Source organism: Haloarcula salina, assembly GCF_049603855.1.
GTDB lineage: Archaea > Halobacteriota > Halobacteria > Halobacteriales > Haloarculaceae > Haloarcula > Haloarcula salina_A.
The window spans coordinates 56,614-75,346 of the sequence record NZ_CP187148.1; the positions used below are offsets into that span (position 1 = coordinate 56,614).

Consider the following 18,733-nt stretch of genomic DNA (forward strand, 5'->3'; position numbering starts at 1 on the left):
GTGCTCGATACCGGACTGTTTGTGCAGAAGACCGCCTCACTGGTGGCCCACGAAGACCAGACGCGAAACCCGCAGTCGACTGGTTCATCGGAGCGACGTACCGTCCGTTCCCGTGTCGCGAACGCCGCGCCAAACCATCTCGGAAACGGCTCCCGTCAACGGAGTAGAGAGCAGGTAGGGGTTCGGCCGTCTTCCGTGTTTGCGGTCCCTGTCATCTCATGCAATCATTACACCGCTAGGAGTGTAATGCCCATCCATCTGACAATATAAATGAGGCACGGAACGATGGTCGGGTTCGTTCCCGCTTCGGGAACGTCTATCGATCTGTGCGACGAGAAATCGCCGAGAAGACGGTATTCCCGCGACCCACAGACGCCCTCGTTCCGGCCTCGGGAACAGAATGCACGTTCACGGAGGGTGATGCGTCCCTGGGGACGGAGCGGAGGTCGTAACAGCGTCACGGTGCAGACCCGGCCGAGCAAAACTATTATTTATGGTTTTCGTGTAAACCAGTGCATGAGATCAGCTAGCTCGGGTGTCGCTGTCGGTGTCGTCGGTGTCGGGAGCCTGGGACACAGACTGGCCAGGCAGTTCGCGGAACTGGAGGGTGCAGACCTCGTCGCGCTTGCCGACGTGAGCCACGACCTCTTGACTGAAGTCAGCCGAAACGTGGGTGTTCCCCCGGAGTCGTTGTACCGTGATTACGAGGAGATGCTAGACGTGGCCGACCTCGACGCCGTGGGCATCGCCACGCCGAACGGCCTGCACTACGAGCAAGTGATCGCCGCGTTGGAGCGAGATCTCCACGTCCTCTGTGAGAAGCCGCTCGCGACGAACGTCAGAGAGGCGTGGGACCTCACCCAACGGGCCCGGGACTACGATCCGGTCGTCATGGTCGGATACCAGCGACATCTCAACCCCGCTTACGACATGGCTCGGGACCGGTGGGCAGAGGGCGACCGCGAGCCCACGTTCATCACCGGCGAGATCACGCACGACTGGGACCCCAACTACGAGGATGGGGACGGATGGCGGACGGACCCGTCGCTCAGCGGCGGCGGCCACCTCATCAACGTCGGGACCCACGTGGTCGACGCGATCCTCTGGACGACCGGCCTGACCCCGACCCACGTCACTGCATCCGTCGACTTCCACGACGAGGCACAGATCTTCGACAGACAGTCGTCGATCACCGTCGAGTTCGAGAACGGGGCACTGGCGAACATCTCGGACACCGCGAGGGCCGCACGGGCCCGAGAACACGTCCACATCTGGGACGAGCAGGGAGCGGTCTACCTGGAGGGGCGCGAATGGGACGAACGGACCGGCTACACTATCGACGCCGATGGGACGGAACATCGCCCCTATCAGGGGTACAGCCGCTGGTTGTCAAAGGGGACGGCCTTTCTGGATGCGATCGAAACGGGAGAGGAGCCGCCCTGTACCGTCGAAGATGGGCTGAAGGCCGCGGTGGTTACGATGGCGGCCTACGAGTCCGGGCGGCGGCGAGAGCGAGTCACGATAGCAGATCTCTACCCGTTCCTCGAGGACGTCTTCTGAAATTACCACTGGGTGCCAGACAAGACCCGTTCGCACGATGCTTCCCAATCGGGGACCCGTCGTCGCGATGCCGATTGTGGGCAAGGACCGTATCCGTCATGGTTAAATATATATGACAGTAGCGTGCAACGTTAGGCATGCCAGACCATACCAACTGGCGTAGCGTAGCGAGTACCAGACGAGACTTCATCAAGGCCGGTGCCGTCGGTGGGGCGGCGTTCGTCGCTGGCTGCAGCGGCGACACGGGCGCGACTGGCGACGGAGAGTCTGGAGGGGGTTCGACCGTCCAGTTCACCGTGTTCGATCCGCTGACCAGCGGGGCGAACCCCGCTGATCGGCACCTGAATCCCTGGAACCCGTCCCAGACGGGTGCGTGGCATCCCGGTGCCGCGATCATGGACCGGCCCGTCGTCTACAGTCCGACACGGAACGAAGGATATCCACTGATGGTCGAGGAGTGGGAGATGACCGGTGACACGACGCTGGAGGCGACCTTCAGTGACCAGTGGAGCTGGCACAACGGTGAGCCCTTCACCGCCGAGGATTACGTCATGGAACAGCAGATCGAGATCGAGATCGGGCGAGCCACGGCCGAGGAGGGCGCGCGTGCTCACGATACGATCAAGCGCATCGAGGCGGTCGACGACCAACTCGTCAGGATCGAACTCCACGACCCGCTCTCGGAGACGTTCGCGGTCCAGAACACCATCGGCGCGTACAACGGGAACCTCCCGCGGGGGATCTTCACCTACAGAAACGACGACACGTGGAGTGATTTCCACGAACGGCTCCGCAATACGTCCGGGAGTGAGAAAGAGGCGATCGCCGCCGAGGTCACGTCCTCGACCTACCCGAAGATCACCTCGGAGAACGCCATCGGCCACGGCCCCTTCCAGATCAAGAACGTCGGCGACAACCAGATCGTGATGGAGAAGTACGAGGAACATCCGCACGCGGACAACATCAACTTCGACGAGTTCGTGTTGCAGTTGTTCTCCACCGACAAGCCGACTCAGCCCTACTCCGCTGGCGAGGTCGACGCGGCCCACAAGGGATTCCCCGTCCAGGAGGACGTCCGGTCCCAGTTGCCCGAGGGTCATACCCTCTTTCGGGAGGGGCGTTCGTCCAACAAACTGTTCTCGTTCAACTGCGGCCATCAGGTCGACTACGAGTCTCCGGTCAACGACCGACGGGTCCGCAAAGCAATCTGTCACGTCTTCGACCGCCAGCAGGTCAGTGGCCTCCTGCAGGGCGTCAACCGCCTATTCGAGTGGCCGCCCTGTCGCGTCCCCGGGAAAGTGCTCCGGGAGGGCGAGCACGAGGCGACCCAGTGGGTGCAGGACTTCACCACGTACGGGCAAAACAACACGGAGCGGGCTGCCGAACTGATGCGGCAGGCCGGCTACGAACAAGACAGTTCAGGCGAGTGGATCAAGGGCGGCGAACAACTCGAGATCGGAATGATGAACGCTGCCGAGCGGCCGGACTTCAATATCCTCTCGAAGAACCTCCGGGACTTCGGTATCGCCGTCAACCAGGAGCAGGTCGACTCCGCAACCTTCGACGAGCGGCGAAACACAGGTGACTACGACATGATGCCGGACGGGTCCTCGGCGAACGGGATCACGGCCATGTGGTCGATCGGACTGGTACCAGAGTGGCTCGGGTCGATCCTCCACTTCGACCCCGACGCCGAGATTCCGATGCCCGTCGGCGACCCCGAGGGATCGAGCGGGACCAAGTCGATCAACGTCCGGGAATGGATCCGTCAGTGGCAATCGACGGGCGACAGCCAGTACCACAATGAGCTGATGTGGTGGTGGAACCAGTACGTCCCCGAAATGGAGGCCATGTACCAGCCGGACGCAGGTGCCTACAACGGCGACAACTGGGAGCTCGACGTCCGCTCCGGCATCAAAAACGGTGTCGACGACGCCCTCTACATCGCCCCGAAGATGCCCGACGGGGCGATCCGGTACACCGGAAACTGAGTCGCCGACCAGAGACACGTTCACACTCGCGCTGACCACGGGAACACTTAACACGCAGACGACAGTGTCGACATGTATGGGACTCCTCCAGTCGACGTCGAAAGTGGTCCTCAAGATCGACATTCTCTTTCTCGTCCTCCTGGTGTTCTCTCTGTACAACCTCGATCCCGGGACTGGGTCGTACGTGGCTGCCACGCTGTCGCTGCTCCCGGTCACGCTGACGCTCGCCGGGGTCCTCGCCGTCATCTACACCGGCTGGGAGCCGTTCGAGTAGCGGCCCAGATCGAAGACTATCGCGGCGGTGACTGACCAAGAGATCCTCGCGCCGATCTGTCAATGGGATACATTGATTACGGACCTGCCTCAACAATCGTGTACGCTAATCATGATAGACATAGACTGGCGTATCCGACGGATAGCGCAGACGGTGTTCACAGTGTGGGCTGTGATCACGCTGTCGTTCGTCCTGGTACGGCTGATGCCGGGTAATCCGATGGGGGCGATGCTGAGACAGCTCGAACAGCAGGGGGTCGCGCCCGCGAGAGCAAGACGGCTGGTTGAAGCGCGAATGTCGGTCGACCCGGACAAACCGATACCGGCGGCGTACGTCGACTACATGTCGAACACGCTGCAGGGAGACCTCGGCGTCTCGACGATACACTCCCAGCCGGTCGTCGAGGTCCTCGCACAGGGGTTGCCCTGGACGCTGTTCGTTCTCAGCTGGGCGACGTTCATCAGTTTCTTCCTCGGGGTTTCGATGGGCGCGTTGATGGCTTACTGGGAGGGCGGGAAACTGGACGTCGGACTCACGTCGTTCGCGATCCTGATGGGATCGGTGCCGTTCTACGTGCTGGCGATCCTGTTGATCATCCTGTTTTCCTTCCAGCTCGGATGGTTCCCCACGGGCGGCCGACAGCCGACCGGGGTCCCGCCCGGGATGAACTGGGAGTACATCTCGGGCGTGATCCACCACGCGACCCTTCCGGTGCTTTCCATGCTGGTCGCGTCCGGTATCGCGTCGCTGGGGATGCGCGGGAACAGTATTCGCGTCCTCGGATCTGACTATCTGCGCGTCGCGCGCCTCCGCGGCCTCTCCGACGTTACCATCTCGACGCAGTACGTCGCTCGGAACGCCGTCCTCCCGATGTATACGACCTTCCTGATCGGCATCGGTGAGATGTTCGGGGGGTCGGTCGTCCTCGAACACGTGTTCCAGTATCAGGGACTGGGGCTGTACCTGCTCGATGCGACGTACCAGCGTGACTACCCGCTGATGATGGGCGGATTCATGCTAATCACGCTCGCGATCGTGACGGCACTGCTGCTGGCCGACCTGACGTACGGGTGGGTCGACCCGCGTGCGGGAGGACAGAATGGCGAGAGCTACTGACGCTGCGGTCGTCCGCGGCCGAGATCGAACGGCGTCTCAGCCGGCCGACCACGCCCGGGCGCTTCAGATCACACGAGTGAACACGATGAGAACCGAAATCACGAGCCGACACGGAACGAGGAGTGGAGATCGATGACTGAGAACACCGACGCTCGCGAGGACGACGCCAAAGGGGGCGGAGCGATCGCACGGCCAGACGGCGGCAGCGTCAGTTCCCCGTTCGAGGCCGTCTCGCAGTACGAGGAGACCCGAGCCGATCGACTTCGGAAGGTCTACGACGCGTACGTCCACGCGCCGATCGCCATCGTCTGGCGCGACTGGCGTGCCAGGTTCGGCTTCGCCGTCGTGGTACTCTACCTGCTCGTTGGGATCGCGGGACCGATGGTCGTCGCGCCGACGGAGCCCGCTGAAGGCCCGGCCCTCGCTCAACCCTTCCAGACAATGCAGTACCCGCTGGGGACTGACGACATGGGTCGCGATCTGCTGTCTCAGACGGTCTACTCGACATCGACGATTCTGAAAATGGTACTCTCCGGCGCGGTTTCAGTGGTCGGGATCGGAACGTTCGTCGGAGCCATCGCCGGCTACAAGGGCGGCTGGGTCGACACCGTCCTCAGCTCGATCACCGACGTCTTCATCAACATCCCCGGCTTCCCGCTGGTGATGGTACTCGGGCTGTTGCTCCCCATCGGCGGGAACCCCTACGCCGTCGGCCTCCTCCTGTCGGTCGCCGCCTGGGGCGGTCTCGCCCGGGCGATCCGGTCACAGGTGCTGACGCTCCGGCAGGAGGAGTTCGTCGAGGCGGCCCGCGCGATGGACCTCCCAACGCGGAAGATCGTCTTCGACGAGATCGTTCCCCACCTGCTCCCGTACGTGGTGATCAACCTCACGAACGCCGGCCGGCGGGTCATCTTCGAGGCCGTCGCCCTGTACTACCTGGGCATCCTGCCGTTCGAAACCTCGAGCCTGAACTGGGGAGTCACTCTCAACTACGCGTACAACGCCAACGCGCACCTACGTGAGGCGGCACTGCACTGGTTCCTCGTGCCGATGATCGCAATCGTCGGCATCTCCGTCGGCCTCATCCTGCTCGGGCAGTCCCTCGACCGGGTGTTCAATCCCCGCGTCCGTGCGCGCCACGAGAAGACCGCCGCCGGCGGCGAGGCCGATCCAGAAGCAGACGAACCGGACACCAGCGACGTGATGGGAGGCATCTGATCATGTCCAGTCCACTCGACCAGCACGACCGTGACTCGCACGCTCACGACACCATCCTCGAGATGCGAAACACGTCGGTGACGTTCGACATGGATCACGGCCAGTCCCGTGTCCTCGACGACGTCGATATCGACATCCGGCGCAACGAGATCTTCGGCATCGTCGGCGAGAGCGGGAGCGGTAAATCCATGCTGGCGTCTGCCCTCCTCGACGCCGTCGTCGACCCTGGCGTGCTCTCGGGCGAGATCACGTACCACCCGGAGGATGGGGCGTCACAGAACATCCTCGAGTACGACAAGTCGGAACTCAAACAGTACCGCTGGGAGGAGGTGGCGATGGTCTTCCAGGGCGCGATGAGTTCGTTCAACCCAGTCCGCGAGATCCGAACACACTTCGTCGAGACACTCACGGCGCACGACTACGACGTCGACGAGGGGATGGAACGTGCCAGACAACTGCTCCGGGACCTCTATCTCGACCCGGATCGCGTCCTCGACGCGTATCCTCACGAACTGTCCGGCGGGATGAAACAGCGCGCGCTCATCGCGCTGAGTCTGATCCTCGAACCGGAGGTGCTCGTCATGGACGAGCCGACGGCCGCCCTGGACCTGCTGATGCAGCGCTCGATCATCTCGCTGATCGACCGCCTCAAGGAGCGCTACGACCTGACGATCGTCTTCATCACCCACGATCTCCCGCTGGTGGCCGATCTGGCCGACCGGATCGGCGTCCTGTACGCCTTCGAGTTCGCCGAGATCGGGCCGACCGACGAGATCCTCGAACACGCCTCCCACCCGTACACACGGCTACTGCTGAAGTCGACGCCGAACCTCGAATCGCCGATCGAGGCGATGCGCCCGGTCGAGGGGAGCGCTCCGGACCCCGTGAACGTCCCTTCGGGCTGTTCGTTCCACCCGCGCTGTCCTCTCGCAGACGAGCAGTGCGAGACGACCGACCCAGAGCCGTACACCGTCACGGACGCACATCACGTCGACTGTCACCACTGGGAGGAATCGAGCGACGCCATTCCGATGACGGACGAGTTCGTTGACGGAGACGGCGTCGACGCCGAGGCCGTCGCCGACGACCTCCCCGGACGGCCGGCACAGAGCGCTCCCGAGGAGCCGGTCGTCTCGTTATCGGACGTCGAGGTCCACTTCGAGCGCGAAACCGGCTTCTTCGATTTCTTCGGCGAGCCCGAGACAGTCAACGCGGTAGACGGCATCTCGCTCGATATTTACGAGAACGACGTGGTCGTCTTGGTCGGCGAGTCCGGTTGCGGAAAGACGACGCTGGGCAAGACCGCGGTCGGGCTTCAGCGGCCGACTGGGGGGAGTGTGGAGTACCGCGGCGAAGACATCTGGGACGTGCGAGACGGCGGAGGAAACGGCACCGCAACGTGGAGCGAGATCAGGCGCTCACTCCAGATCGTCCATCAAGACCCCGGGAGCGCGCTGAACTCGCACAAGCGGATTCGAAAGAGCCTGGACGCCCCGCTCAAGCGTTGGCACGACGACTTGGACGGAAACGACCGGAAACAGCGCATCCTGAGCATGCTCGAACACGTGGGGATGAGTCCGCCCGAGGACTACATCGAGCGCTACCCCCACCAGCTGTCGGGCGGAGAACAGCAGCGCGTCGCGCTCATCCGGGCGATGCTGATGAACCCGGAACTGATTCTCGCCGACGAGCCCGTCAGCGCGCTCGACGTGTCGCTCCGCGTCGAGATGATGGACCTGCTCATCGACCTGCAGGACATGTTCGACACGTCCTATCTGTTTATCTCACACGACCTCTCGAACGCCCGCTACATCGCCGAGAAGACCGGCGGGCGAATCGGCGTTCTCTATCTCGGCGAACTGGTCGAGATCGGTCCCCCGGAACAGATCATCCACGACCCCCAGCACCCCTACACGCAAGCGTTGCGGTGGGCGACCCCCGAACTCGACCCGGCGGAGAGTCGGGCTACCGAGGCGCCGATCCGAGACATCGACATCCCCGACCCGACGAATCCCCCGAGCGGCTGTCGGTATCACACGCGCTGTCCCGAAGCCCGGGCGGTCTGTACGCGCGAGAAACCGACGAACTGCAAGGCCACAGAACACGTCGAGACACACGAGGCCGCCTGCTTCCGCGTCCTCGAGGACCACGAGTACTGGGACAGTGAGCCGGTGGCGGATAAGAGCGGTGACGCGCTGGACCGAGGCCACCAACTGCCCGCAGAGGACGACTGAGCACGCCGACACGATCAGCGGTTCGGTGGTGGGTGAATCTTTATTTCGCGTGCGGGCGCAGTCGAGAGCGCAATGGAGACGTTCGAATCCAGCGACGGATACGTGATCGTCCGACTCGACCGAGGAGACATGGCGCTCGAAGGAATCCAGGCCGCCTGCGAGCAGCGGGACGTCGACACGGGCGTCGTCGTCTCCGGGGTCGGGACGTTCAGCACCCTGAATATCCACTACGTCGACCGAACTGACCTCCCCGAAGACCCGTCAGACCGTACCGTCGACTGCACGCTCCAGGGTGCCTGGGAGATAACCGACGTTGGCGGCGTCATCGCCGACGGCGAACCGCACCTTCACGTCACCGGCTTCGACGGCGACCGAACCGTCGGTGGTCACCTCGAAGAAGGCTGTGAGGTGAACGTCCTCAGCGAGTTCACGATCAGGCGACTCGACGATCTGGCGCTGACCAGATCGGCGGACGACCACGGCGTCTCGCGGCTGACGCGTCGGTAGGTGCTCGACGGGCACGTGACGGTCGAAGGTGACTATTCGGTACCCCGGTACTGCCGCCACATAACGAACAGGTAGGCACCGAGTCCAGCGACGATGAGACCGACGCCCCAGATAGGGAGGAGGGCGGTCCAGACCCCCACGAGCCCGGGATTGCTCGGGTCGACGACGAAGACCTGCAACAGCGTCGCGGCGGCGATCAGGCACACGCCACCGACGGCCAGTTTCAGTAACACCGACTCGCGGAGTCGGTCGGTACTCCTCGCCAGCAGACCGGATCGCTCGTCAGAACCGCCGTTGATAGTACTCACAACCGATTGTATCCATTCACTAGCATAAATTGGTTGGGGTGTTTGAACACTCGCACTCACTCCGGCGGGCCATGCCACGCTGCGCCGTCGTCCTGAGGGGCGTAGCCGATACGGACACGGGCGTGTTCGAGGTCGAACCATCGGTTTCGGTTGTCGCTGACGCCGCTGAAGACGCCAAACTCGACGCCGTCGTCACGGAGGCAGCAGTTGATCTGCTGGGCGAAGTCGCGCCGCGATTGCCACGTCGCCTTCATGCGGGCGACCGCGTGTTCGTAGGCCTCGCTCCCGCGTTCGAACGTCCCGTTTTCGACGCCCGCCTCGGCGTCTCCATACGGATGGTCGTACGGCGCGGCGTTGACCGTACAGATGCGTAGCGCGTAGATCTGTCGGGGATGCTCGTACTCCTCGACATAGTAGCGGCCCAGGTCCTCGCCGAAGGCCTTCGTCGCGCCGTAGAACGAATCGGGACGGACCGGGTCTGTATGGTCGAGGACGAGGTCCGACTCGGCCGTGTAAATCTCGGGCGCGAAATCCCGCTCATACTGCCCCATGACGTGGTTTGTGGAGGCGAACACGAACGTGTCGAGTTCGTGCTCGCGGGCGGCCTCGAGGGCGTTGTACACGCCGACGACGTTTGGCTCGAAGACGTCGCTCCAGTCCCCGTCCGTATACGGATAGGCGGCCAGATGAACCATCGCGTCGTGCCCCTCGGCGGCGGATACCAGGGCGTCGTGATCCGTGATATCTCCCACGACCGTCTCGTAGCCGCCGTAGGGATGATCGTCCGGGCGATCTGATCGGTTGAAGTAGGTGAAGTCGTACTCGGCGCTGTCGTGCAGGTGGTCGATCACAGCCGTTCCACACCGGCCGTACGACCCTGTGACTAGAACGTTCACGTTCGACTGAACCGTCGTTTGGATATTAAAACGAGGGGTCCAACAGGCGCGTGCCAGCGGGGACTACTCCACCGAAACCGTCACGTAGCCGCCGAAGTTGAGGATGACGCGCTGTGCCACGTTTCCGAAGATGGCCTTGCCCGTCGGTGAGCGCCCCTGTCCGACCAGGAACACGTGATCGCAGTCGAATCGGCGGGCGGCCGAGAGGATCTCGTCAGCGAGGTCGTCCGTCTCGGTGACTGCGCTCGCGATCTCGTACTCAGCTGAGTCGCTGGCCAAGACGTCGCCGGCGAACTCGTCGACGAAGTTCCGAACGATGTCGTCGCTCTCGAGATCGCCGTAACTGGCCTTCTCGACCCGCTCGACCGACTCGATCACGTCCATATCGGCCTCGAACTCGTCGGGGGTCAGCCAGGAGAACACGACGAGGTCTGCGTCGGCACCAGCAGTGAGCGCGGCCGCTTCGGCGAGCAGTTCACGGTGTGCGTCGGTGTCGTCGATGACGACGAGAGCACGGTCCATGTCGATACAGTCACGCCGACAGACACATAAGTGTACGTCCGACGGGGTGTGTCGGACCGCACTTCGAGGCGCGAGCGGTGGTCAGTCGACGCGATACCGATCGAGCGCGTCCTCGTCGACGTCGATCCCCAGTCCGGGCCCCTGTGGGACGGCGAGGGACCCGCCGGTCGGGTCCAGCGGGTCCTCGAGGATGGCGTCGCGGAGCGGATTCGGACTGCGGTCACACTCCAGCAACATCGGCTCGGGGACGTTCCGGGTGTGTGGGTACTCCGGGACGCTGGCGGCGAAGTGGATCGCCGCAGTCATGCCCACCGCGCTGTTCCAGACGTGCGGCCGGACGGCGACGTTCTCCGTCGTCGCCAGGGCGGCGATCGTCTTCGCTTCCGAGAGGCCGCCACAGCGCGCGAGATTCGGCTGGACGACATCAACGAGTCGGTTATCGACGAGGCGCTTGAACTCGAACCGACCGTAGTGCGCCTCGCCGGCGGCCAGCGGCTGATCAATCCGTCGTTTGATCTCGCGGTAGCCGGACACGTTCTCCGGAGGAACCGGCTCCTCGATCCACGTAATATCGTAGTCGGCGATCTCACGAGCGGACCGGATGGCCTGTCGCGGGCGGTAGTTCCCGTTCATGTCGACCATCAGGTGGGCGTCATCGCCGAGCATCTCGCGGGCAGTACGGACCCGGCGGCGGTCGGACGCCGGATCGCGACCGATCTTGATCTTCGCCGCGGAGAACCCCTCTTCGACCGCCTCGCGCATCGGTTCCTCGATCGGACGATCACGCTCGGTGAAGTACATCGTCGAAGCGTACGGAGTCACCGTTTCCCTGTTTCCTCCGCCAAGGAAGCGGGAGACGGGGCGACCCGCCTCCGTTCCGCGAAGGTCCCAGCAGGCGACGTCGATCCCGCTTACAGCCGCCTGCACGAAGGCGCTCCCGCCGAAGTGGTACTGGTCGGTGTAGGAGTCGATCGCCAGCCCCTCGCTATCGCACGGATCCATCCCGAGCACCCGATCGCGGAATAGCTCGTCGACGGTGGCCTGAACGATCGAACCGGGAGCGAACGCCTCGCCCCAGCCGACGGTTCCGTCGGCCGTGGTGAGGCGAACGAGCGTCGTGGCACGCGAGTGACCGAAACCACGAGCGTCCCCCAGGCCCGATCCTGCGGGTAGTTCGTACTCGAGACCGATCACTTCGATGTCGGTGATTCGCATACTCCGAGGAGGGACTGCCCGCCGAATATAGCTTGTGTCGGCGGAGATTTTATGTCATAAGCGACGAACTTCAGGAGTATGCCGCTGTCAGCTAGCCGTGTCCAGGAGCATCTGCGCGGTGTCGCCGTCGGACTCCTCACGCCGTTCGACGAGGACGGAGAGATCAACCACGACGAACTCGCAGAGAACGTTCGTGACCTGTACGACGAGGGAATCCACACCTTCCTCGCGACGGCCAACATCAGCGAATACCACTCGCTCTCCCACGGAGAGCGGGTCGACTCCGCGGAGACGGCCGTCGAAGCCCTGCCTGACGACGCCTGCGTACTTGCGGGGGTAGGTGGTTCGGGCCGGAGCGCGCGAAAACTGCTGACAGCGTACGACGACGTCGGCGTCGACGCTCACATGGTGATGCCGCTCGATCACACGTACGTCCACGAGATGGCCGCGATCGAGTACTACCGCGACCTCGCCGACACGGCGGTGGCTCCGCTCGTCCCTTATGCCCGCGGCTTCGACCCCTCGGTGACGTTTCTCGCCGCTCTCACCCGGGTCGACGGCGTCGTCGGAATCAAGTACGCCATCGAGGACCCGGTCACGCTCGGCGAGGCCGTGGCGGCGGGGGCCGATGACGTCGTCTGGGTGAACGGTCTGGCCGAGCCCTACGCGGTCTCCCTCTGGGCGGAGGGCGTCGAGGGATTTTCGGCCGGGGTCAGCAACTTCCGACCAGAGATCGGCCTCGAACTGCTGGACGCGCTCCGGGGCGAAGACTGGGAGTACGCCCGCGAATTGCGCGACATCTGTCTACCCTATCAGCGGTTCCGTGACGAGACGGGAAGCGAGAACACCATCCCGGGTGCACTCAGCGTCCCGGCCGTCAAGAAGGGGCTCGAACTCGCCGGTTTCAACGCCGGCGCGGTCCGTCCACCGATTCGTAGCCTCTCTCAGGCCGATGAGCGCCGCGCCGAGGAGCTGTACAATCAGCTCGACGACGACGTCGCCAGAGTTGTTCGTTGAGACGACCAGTGGCGGGCGATCGGTCGGTCAAGCGGTCGCGTCCCGGCCGCTCCGTCGCGTCCACTTACGTCCTGTAGTGGAACTCAGTCCAGGGACCGGGGCGGAACGGGTACTCCTCGACGACGTCCAGATTCACTTCGACGCCCAGACCGGGGTCGTCAGAGACCGACAGCAGGCCGTCGGAGACGTCGGGGCTCCCTTCGATGAGGTCAAAGGCGAGGTCGAACGGATACATTCCCGGATCGGGGACCGCATCGAGCAGCGGGTCGTCCTCGAAGATCGGATACTCGACGAGGGACGCCTCGGGCGCGGCAGCGACGAGTTGTGCGTTCGCCGCCAGACCGATCCAGGTCCCGAAGTTGTGCGGAACGAACTCGACGCCCTCGCGGCCGGCGCAGAACTCGACGGCGGCGCGACAGCCCGTAAAGCCCCCGTGGTGGCGAACGTCGCCCTGGAGGTAGCGGACCGAACCGGTCTCGCCGAGCGCGACCAGCGTCTCCGGCGTCGCCTCGCTCTCGCCGCCGGCCAGCGGGGCACCAGTCTCGGCGAGTTCGACGTAGCCGCTGTGGTCGTCGGGTTCGACGGGTTCCTCGATCCAGTAGACACCCTGTTCGGTCGCGTGCTCGACGAGACCCGCAACCGTGTCGCGGTCGTAGCCGTTCCGAGTCTTCCACCACGTGTGCGCGTCGAGCATGACTTCCATGTCACTGGTGGCGTCGGCGAGCAGTTCGACTGTCCGGCGGTCGTCGGCCGGGCCGATACCGGGGCGGTACTTGTAGCCGAAAAAGCCCATCTCCTCGATGACCTCGGCCTGTCGGACGTATCCCGCCGGCTCCATGTACATCCCGGCGCTGGCATAGAGTGGTAGTTCGGTCGAGGGAGTCGTTCCGTAGCGCTCTGCGAGTAACTCGTAGACCGGGGCACCCTGTCGTTTGCCCCTGATGTCGTGGAGCGCGACGTCGACAGCCGAGATGGCCTCGGCCACGTCGCTCTCGGGAACGGACCCACCCCGGAGTAGGTCGTGGGCGTCGGTCGCAGACTCGATCTGGACACCCTCCAGCGCGTTCGCGACCGGACCGTTCACGACATCGGCGAAGGTTCCCTGTGACTCGTCCTCGAAGAACTCGGTCATGGCCGAACTGCTTGCCCCGGCCGTGGCGACCCCGCGAGTGCCGTCGGGAGTCTCCGCGACGACCAGGACCACGTCGCGCTTGCGCAAGCGGCGCTTCCCGCCGTGGAACCGGCGCTCCTGGGGTGGCTCGATCGGCGACGACAGTGCGTAGCCGGAGATGTCGACGATCTCCATACCGGCGTAACCGGGCGGACCGACTTAAGTGAGGGGGTCAACGCGACCCACTCCGCCCGCACTCTCGCGGGACAGTCGAGCCGCGAGTGGGTCGGCCGCCGCGGCGACGCCAGACTTTTCTCGGTGCCGGTCGCGTCAGGCTGTATGGGAACGGTCACGGTCTGGAACGAGAACGTCCACGAGATGCGCGATCCGGTGGTCGCCGAGAGATACCCCGACGGAATCCACGGCGCGATCGCCGCGGGGCTCGCAGCCGACGGATTCGAAGTGCAGACAGCAACCTTGCAGGACGCCCAACACGGGCTGACCGACGACGTACTGGCCGAGACGGACGTCCTCGTGTGGTGGTCCCACTGCGCGAACGACGAGGTCAGCGACGAGGTGGCAGAGCGCGTGGTCGAGCGCGTTCAGGCCGGAATGGGTTTCGTTCCCCTCCACTCGGGGAAGAACTCGAAGCCGTTCACGCGCCTGATGGGGACCACGTGCGACATCAAGTACCGCCACGGCGGTGAGACGGAGCGGGTCTGGGTCGTCGATCCGGGCCACCCGATTGCCGACGGCCTCCCGGAATCGTTCGAAGTCCCCGAGACGGAGATGTACGGCGAACCGTACGACGTTCCCGAACCCGATCAAACCGTGTTCGTCTCGTGGTTCGAGGGCGGCGAGGTGTTCCGCTCCGGCCTCTGTTACCGTCGGGGCCGAGGGCGGATCTTCGCGTTCCGCCCGGGCCACGAGGCCTATCCCATCTTCTTCCAGGACGAGATCAGGCAGGTCCTGTGCAACGCCGTCGAGTGGGCCGCGCCCACGCAGGGAGCTGAAGCCGTGTACGGAGAGGTCAAGCCACAGACGGACCCCGACGGCGGTTACTGACTGCGGTCGTTCGACGTGCCCGTCACCGATCACGAGTCGGAAGAACTGCCAAGGAACTTCGAACAGTCGCCGTCGAAGGCTCACAGCGTCAGAGAGTGTCCGCGACGGAGAGTTGAAAGCACAGTCCCGGCATCCGCCCGCGTCGCCGGCCCCAAACCGTTATGCGGGTGACGGACGGGATGGTGTATATGTTCGAGCTAGCGGCGGGAACATCGCTGCACCGTGTTCCCGAGTGGGCCATGCTCCAGCGAGACCTGTTCGACGTGATGGCAGACGCGGTCGATCAGTTCGTCGAGGACTACATCGACGAAAATGGGGAGCCGTACTGGCCGCCGGTAGACCACGTCGGTATCGACGGTTTCGACGACGTGATCGAGGGGTTCCACGACTGGCCGCTCGTGTACGCGATGGGCGGCGACGAGCGCCTCCTTGATCACGCTCGGACGTGCTACGAGGGCGCGCTCCGCCGCGGGAGTCGCGTCGAGACGCCCTTCGGTCATTCGATGGTCGTCGACGACTTCGAGCAGTGTCGCGACTGGTTCCACCTTGGTGAGGGGAACCGCTTCACCTACAACATGGGGCTGGCCGCGCCAGACGACGAGCGGTTCCGGGAACGCGCGGTGCGATTCGCCGAACTGTACCTGCCGGGCGGCGGCGTGGACAACTACGACCCGGAACACAACATCATTCGCGGCCCAATGAACGGAAGCATGGGCCCGGAGTACTGCGATTTCTCGGCGTACGAGCACCACCCGTACGGGGCCGACTACCGCTGGAGACTGCACGGCCTACCGTGGAAGGACATCGAGGGCATCGACGACGTGACCGACGCCAGCGACCCCGCGAACGAAGATCGCCTGCTCGAAGCCATGACAGAGCGCTGTTCGAGGGGCGACATCCCGCTGAACATGGGGGCGACGAGCCTCGTGGCTAACGCCTACCTGCACACCGGCGACGAGCGCTACCGCGACTGGGTGGTCAGGTACGTCGAGGGATGGCACGAACGCGCGTCGGAGAACGACGGCCTCGTCCCGGACAACGTGGGGCTGTCGGGCGACGTGGGTGCGTACACCGGCGACTGGTACGGCGGGTACTACGGCTGGTCGTGGGGCGGCTGGCACTACGTCGGGGCCGGCGTCACCGTCGGGTCGGAGAACGCTGCGCTCCTGACCGGCGACCGGGAACACATGGCGTTCCTCCGGTCGCAACTGGACGTGCTGATGGACAATTCGATCTCCGTCAGCGCCGACCCCGTCCACGAAACCCGCTATCTCCCCCACAAGTACGGCGACCCGGGCGACTATCACTACGACCCCGGCACGGTCCTTCGGGAGGCGGACGGCGAAGTCTACTACGAGGACGGCTGGTTCGAGTTTTACCCACTTCGTGACACTCCGTACGTGATCCACCTGTGGTACCTGACGATGGATCCGACCGACCGCGAACGAATTCGGACGCTCAGGAACTGGGAGTCACGAGACTGGAAGCGCCTCGACCCGCGAGCGAAGGCGAAACACGGGAGCGGGCAGGAGTACGCCTGGCTCGCCTACCTCGACGGCGAGTTCGAAGACTATCCCGTGCGCCTCCTGGAAGCCGCCCACGCCCGGGTGCACGACCGCCTTGACGTCATCCGTACGGAGGGGGGACCGCCGGACGATGTCGACGAGGACTACCTTCGGAACCGTAACCCTGCGACCGCGACGGCCCTGCTGCAACTGACGATGGGGGCGCCCCAACCGGTCTACTACGGCGGACTGCTCCATTCCCAGGTTCGCTACTTCGACCCCGACCGGCGGCGGCCGGGTCTCCCCGAGGACGTCAGCGCTCTCGTCGAAGACGTCTCGCCCGCGGGGGTCGACCTGACGCTCGTGAACGGCGGTGCCCGCCACCGCGACGTAATCGTCCAGGCCGGCGCGTACGGTGAACACGAGTTCGCTGCCGTCGAGTCGGCCGACGGCCGCGGGGAACCCAACGCCGGTCGAATCAGTGTCTCGCTCCCGGGCCGAACCCGGCTCTCGCTGACGGCCGCGATGAACAGGCTTGTCAACCAGCCACGCTACGACGTCCCCTGGGAAGGTCGATGACGGCGCGCTGGGCTACGAGAACTTCGTGTTGAGTTCGATGACGTTCGCGGCCCGCTGGACGTGCTCCGAGAGTTCGCCGTGGAGTCGCTCATCCGTGAATCGACTCGACGGTCCGGTCACGCTGACAGCACCCAGCACCGTCTCGCCGTTCTGGACCGGCGCCGCCACACAGCGAAGCCCCCCGATGTTCTCCTCGTCGTCGACGCCGTAGCCGCGCTCTCTGATAGTCACGAGTTCGTCTGACAGCGCCTCGGGGCTCGTGATCGTCGACGGGGTGACGGGAGTGAACTGCTGTTGTCGGATGAGGCTCGCGGTCCGCTCGGGCGGCAGAAACGCGAGGATGGTCTTCCCCAGCGACGTGGAGTACATCGGCTGTTGGGTTCCCACGCGGGAGGCGGTCTCGACCGCCAGGTCTCCGGTGGCCTTGTACAGGTACGAGACGGCACCGTACTCTTCGATCCCGAACTGGGCGATCTCGTTCGTCTCCGCCGCGAGAGCGTCGACTTCGTCACGGATGACGTCGTAGTTACCGACCTGTTCGCGGACGTGGGTCGCCATGTCCAGAATCGTCAGACTCAGCCGATACCCGTCGTCCTTTCGCACCAAGATGTGCCGCTCCTCGAGCGTCCGAAGGTGGCTGTAAATCGTGCTCTTCGAATGCCCCAGTTCGTCGGCCAGTTCGGTGACACCGGTCGGTCCCCGCGCTTTGAGGAACTCGATGATGTCGAACGAGATCTGCACCGATCGGATCCGCCGTCCGGGGCGCTGTTCGGTTTCCTGGCTCATACCGATACGTTGACACCGGGAGGATAAAAGCGTATACGCCGCCAGGGAACGACACGGTGACTGAAAAGCGTCCACAGACGGGAAGCGACCTATTCGCAGTCGCAGCCGTCACTGTCGAGGAAGTCGCCGATCGTGGTCTGGGTGCCACACTCGTCACAGGACACTTTGACGTCGACGTAGACGGAGATGTCACCGGCGGAGAGGTCGTCCTCAGAGAGCATGGAGATCGTCGTCTCCGTGACGGCGTGCAGCCTGTTTCGGAGCTTTTGGACCGTGTTCCGACCCTGTTCGAGTCTGTCGGGCGTGTCTCCGCTGGTGCGCTCGACGTTACGATACTCTGTGAGATAGGTGTGTATCGCTTGGTGAGACACGAAGTCGTCGGTCAGACGATCGATGTCGATACCGTCGCGCTCAAGGCGGCGTTTGGCCTGCGTGCGCGTCCCACTGGTTACCTCCTCGTCAGTGAGCAACTCGCAGAAATGCGCGTCTTCACCGTCGAGCACCTGGATTCCCCGCTCCTCCATCGCCGCCCGGACCACCACTCGGTTGAAGTACTCGGCCAGTTCGCGGAGGCTCGATTGCTCGCTACCGGCCCCCAGCCAGCGCCGTTCCAGGCGCTCGCCCATGCCGTCGAGACCACGCTCCGCGATGACTCGACCGACCTTGCTGCGTCGCTCCGGATCGGCGGGTGCAAGTTCGACGGACGTGTCCTCGGTCATACCTTTGAGTTGGTCACTCTGTCACAAAACGATTCCGTCAAGTGGCTGCCCGCGAGCCGGGGTCACTTGCCACAGCTCTCGACGGCAGCGTCAGGCCCACTGTCTTTGGG

17 protein-coding genes are annotated in these 18,733 nt (G+C 64.2%); 10 read left to right on the forward strand and 7 right to left on the reverse strand.

The window, feature by feature from the left end; translation table 11 throughout:
* The first annotated feature begins 516 nt into the window (after positions 1–516).
* The 7 genes from ACOZ4I_RS17650 (at position 517) to ACOZ4I_RS17680 (ending at position 8,900) form a co-directional block, all read left to right on the forward strand.
* Positions 517–1,560 carry a Gfo/Idh/MocA family protein gene (locus ACOZ4I_RS17650; protein ID WP_424005167.1) on the forward strand — a complete coding sequence of 348 codons (1,044 nt, stop codon included), beginning with the start codon at positions 517–519 and terminating at the stop codon, positions 1,558–1,560.
* A gap of 137 nt (positions 1,561–1,697) precedes the next feature.
* A complete protein-coding gene (locus tag ACOZ4I_RS17655) occupies positions 1,698–3,551 on the forward strand; it encodes an ABC transporter substrate-binding protein (protein ID WP_424005169.1) in 1,854 nt (617 codons plus the stop codon).
* A gap of 76 nt (positions 3,552–3,627) precedes the next feature.
* Positions 3,628–3,825, forward strand: coding sequence for a hypothetical protein (locus ACOZ4I_RS17660; RefSeq protein WP_424005171.1), 198 nt, complete (start codon positions 3,628–3,630; stop codon positions 3,823–3,825).
* Between the two features lie 111 nt (positions 3,826–3,936).
* Positions 3,937–4,941: an ABC transporter permease gene (locus ACOZ4I_RS17665; RefSeq protein WP_424005172.1), complete on the forward strand. Its 1,005-nt coding sequence runs from the start codon at positions 3,937–3,939 to the stop codon at positions 4,939–4,941.
* Positions 4,942–5,073: 132 nt separating this feature from the next.
* On the forward strand, positions 5,074–6,159 hold the full coding sequence (locus ACOZ4I_RS17670; protein ID WP_424005174.1) for an ABC transporter permease: 1,086 nt from the start codon (positions 5,074–5,076) through the stop codon (positions 6,157–6,159).
* Between the two features lie 2 nt (positions 6,160–6,161).
* Positions 6,162–8,393: an ABC transporter ATP-binding protein gene (locus tag ACOZ4I_RS17675; RefSeq protein ID WP_424005176.1), complete on the forward strand. Its 2,232-nt coding sequence runs from the start codon at positions 6,162–6,164 to the stop codon at positions 8,391–8,393.
* Between the two features lie 72 nt (positions 8,394–8,465).
* Positions 8,466–8,900 carry a PPC domain-containing DNA-binding protein gene (locus ACOZ4I_RS17680; protein WP_424005178.1) on the forward strand — a complete coding sequence of 145 codons (435 nt, stop codon included), beginning with the start codon at positions 8,466–8,468 and terminating at the stop codon, positions 8,898–8,900.
* Positions 8,901–8,932: 32 nt separating this feature from the next.
* Here ACOZ4I_RS17680 and ACOZ4I_RS17685 read toward each other — a convergent pair whose 3' ends face one another.
* The 4 genes from ACOZ4I_RS17685 to ACOZ4I_RS17700 form a co-directional block, all read right to left on the reverse strand.
* Positions 8,933–9,208, reverse strand: a complete 276-nt coding sequence (locus ACOZ4I_RS17685) for a hypothetical protein (protein WP_424005180.1) — start codon at positions 9,206–9,208, stop codon at positions 8,933–8,935.
* A 56-nt stretch (positions 9,209–9,264) separates the two neighbouring features.
* Positions 9,265–10,104 carry an NAD-dependent epimerase/dehydratase family protein gene (locus ACOZ4I_RS17690; RefSeq protein ID WP_424005181.1) on the reverse strand — a complete coding sequence of 280 codons (840 nt, stop codon included), beginning with the start codon at positions 10,102–10,104 and terminating at the stop codon, positions 9,265–9,267.
* A 63-nt stretch (positions 10,105–10,167) separates the two neighbouring features.
* The gene (locus ACOZ4I_RS17695) at positions 10,168–10,626 is read right to left on the reverse strand and encodes a universal stress protein (protein WP_424005183.1); all 459 of its coding nucleotides are present in this window, start codon (positions 10,624–10,626) and stop codon (positions 10,168–10,170) included.
* Positions 10,627–10,707: 81 nt separating this feature from the next.
* A complete protein-coding gene (locus ACOZ4I_RS17700; protein WP_424005185.1) occupies positions 10,708–11,841 on the reverse strand; it encodes a mandelate racemase/muconate lactonizing enzyme family protein in 1,134 nt (377 codons plus the stop codon).
* Between the two features lie 78 nt (positions 11,842–11,919).
* Between ACOZ4I_RS17700 and ACOZ4I_RS17705 the strand changes: the two genes are divergently transcribed.
* Positions 11,920–12,858 (forward strand): dihydrodipicolinate synthase family protein, encoded by a 939-nt coding sequence (locus ACOZ4I_RS17705; protein WP_424005186.1) that lies wholly within the window; start codon positions 11,920–11,922, stop codon positions 12,856–12,858.
* A gap of 64 nt (positions 12,859–12,922) precedes the next feature.
* Here the strand turns inward: ACOZ4I_RS17705 and ACOZ4I_RS17710 are convergent, their stop codons facing one another.
* Entirely contained in the window at positions 12,923–14,164 is a 1,242-nt protein-coding gene (locus ACOZ4I_RS17710) for a mandelate racemase/muconate lactonizing enzyme family protein (RefSeq protein ID WP_424005188.1), read from the reverse strand.
* A 144-nt stretch (positions 14,165–14,308) separates the two neighbouring features.
* Between ACOZ4I_RS17710 and ACOZ4I_RS17715 the strand changes: the two genes are divergently transcribed.
* On the forward strand, positions 14,309–15,034 hold the full coding sequence (locus tag ACOZ4I_RS17715) for a ThuA domain-containing protein (protein ID WP_424005190.1): 726 nt from the start codon (positions 14,309–14,311) through the stop codon (positions 15,032–15,034).
* A gap of 188 nt (positions 15,035–15,222) precedes the next feature.
* Positions 15,223–17,118: a hypothetical protein gene (locus ACOZ4I_RS17720; RefSeq protein WP_424005191.1), complete on the forward strand. Its 1,896-nt coding sequence runs from the start codon at positions 15,223–15,225 to the stop codon at positions 17,116–17,118.
* A 12-nt stretch (positions 17,119–17,130) separates the two neighbouring features.
* Here ACOZ4I_RS17720 and ACOZ4I_RS17725 read toward each other — a convergent pair whose 3' ends face one another.
* Entirely contained in the window at positions 17,131–17,904 is a 774-nt protein-coding gene (locus tag ACOZ4I_RS17725) for an IclR family transcriptional regulator (protein ID WP_424005193.1), read from the reverse strand.
* A gap of 89 nt (positions 17,905–17,993) precedes the next feature.
* Complete coding sequence (gene rdfA / locus ACOZ4I_RS17730) at positions 17,994–18,623, reverse strand: rod-determining factor RdfA (protein WP_424005195.1); 630 nt, start codon at positions 18,621–18,623, stop codon at positions 17,994–17,996.
* Between the last annotated feature and the right edge of the window lie 110 nt (positions 18,624–18,733).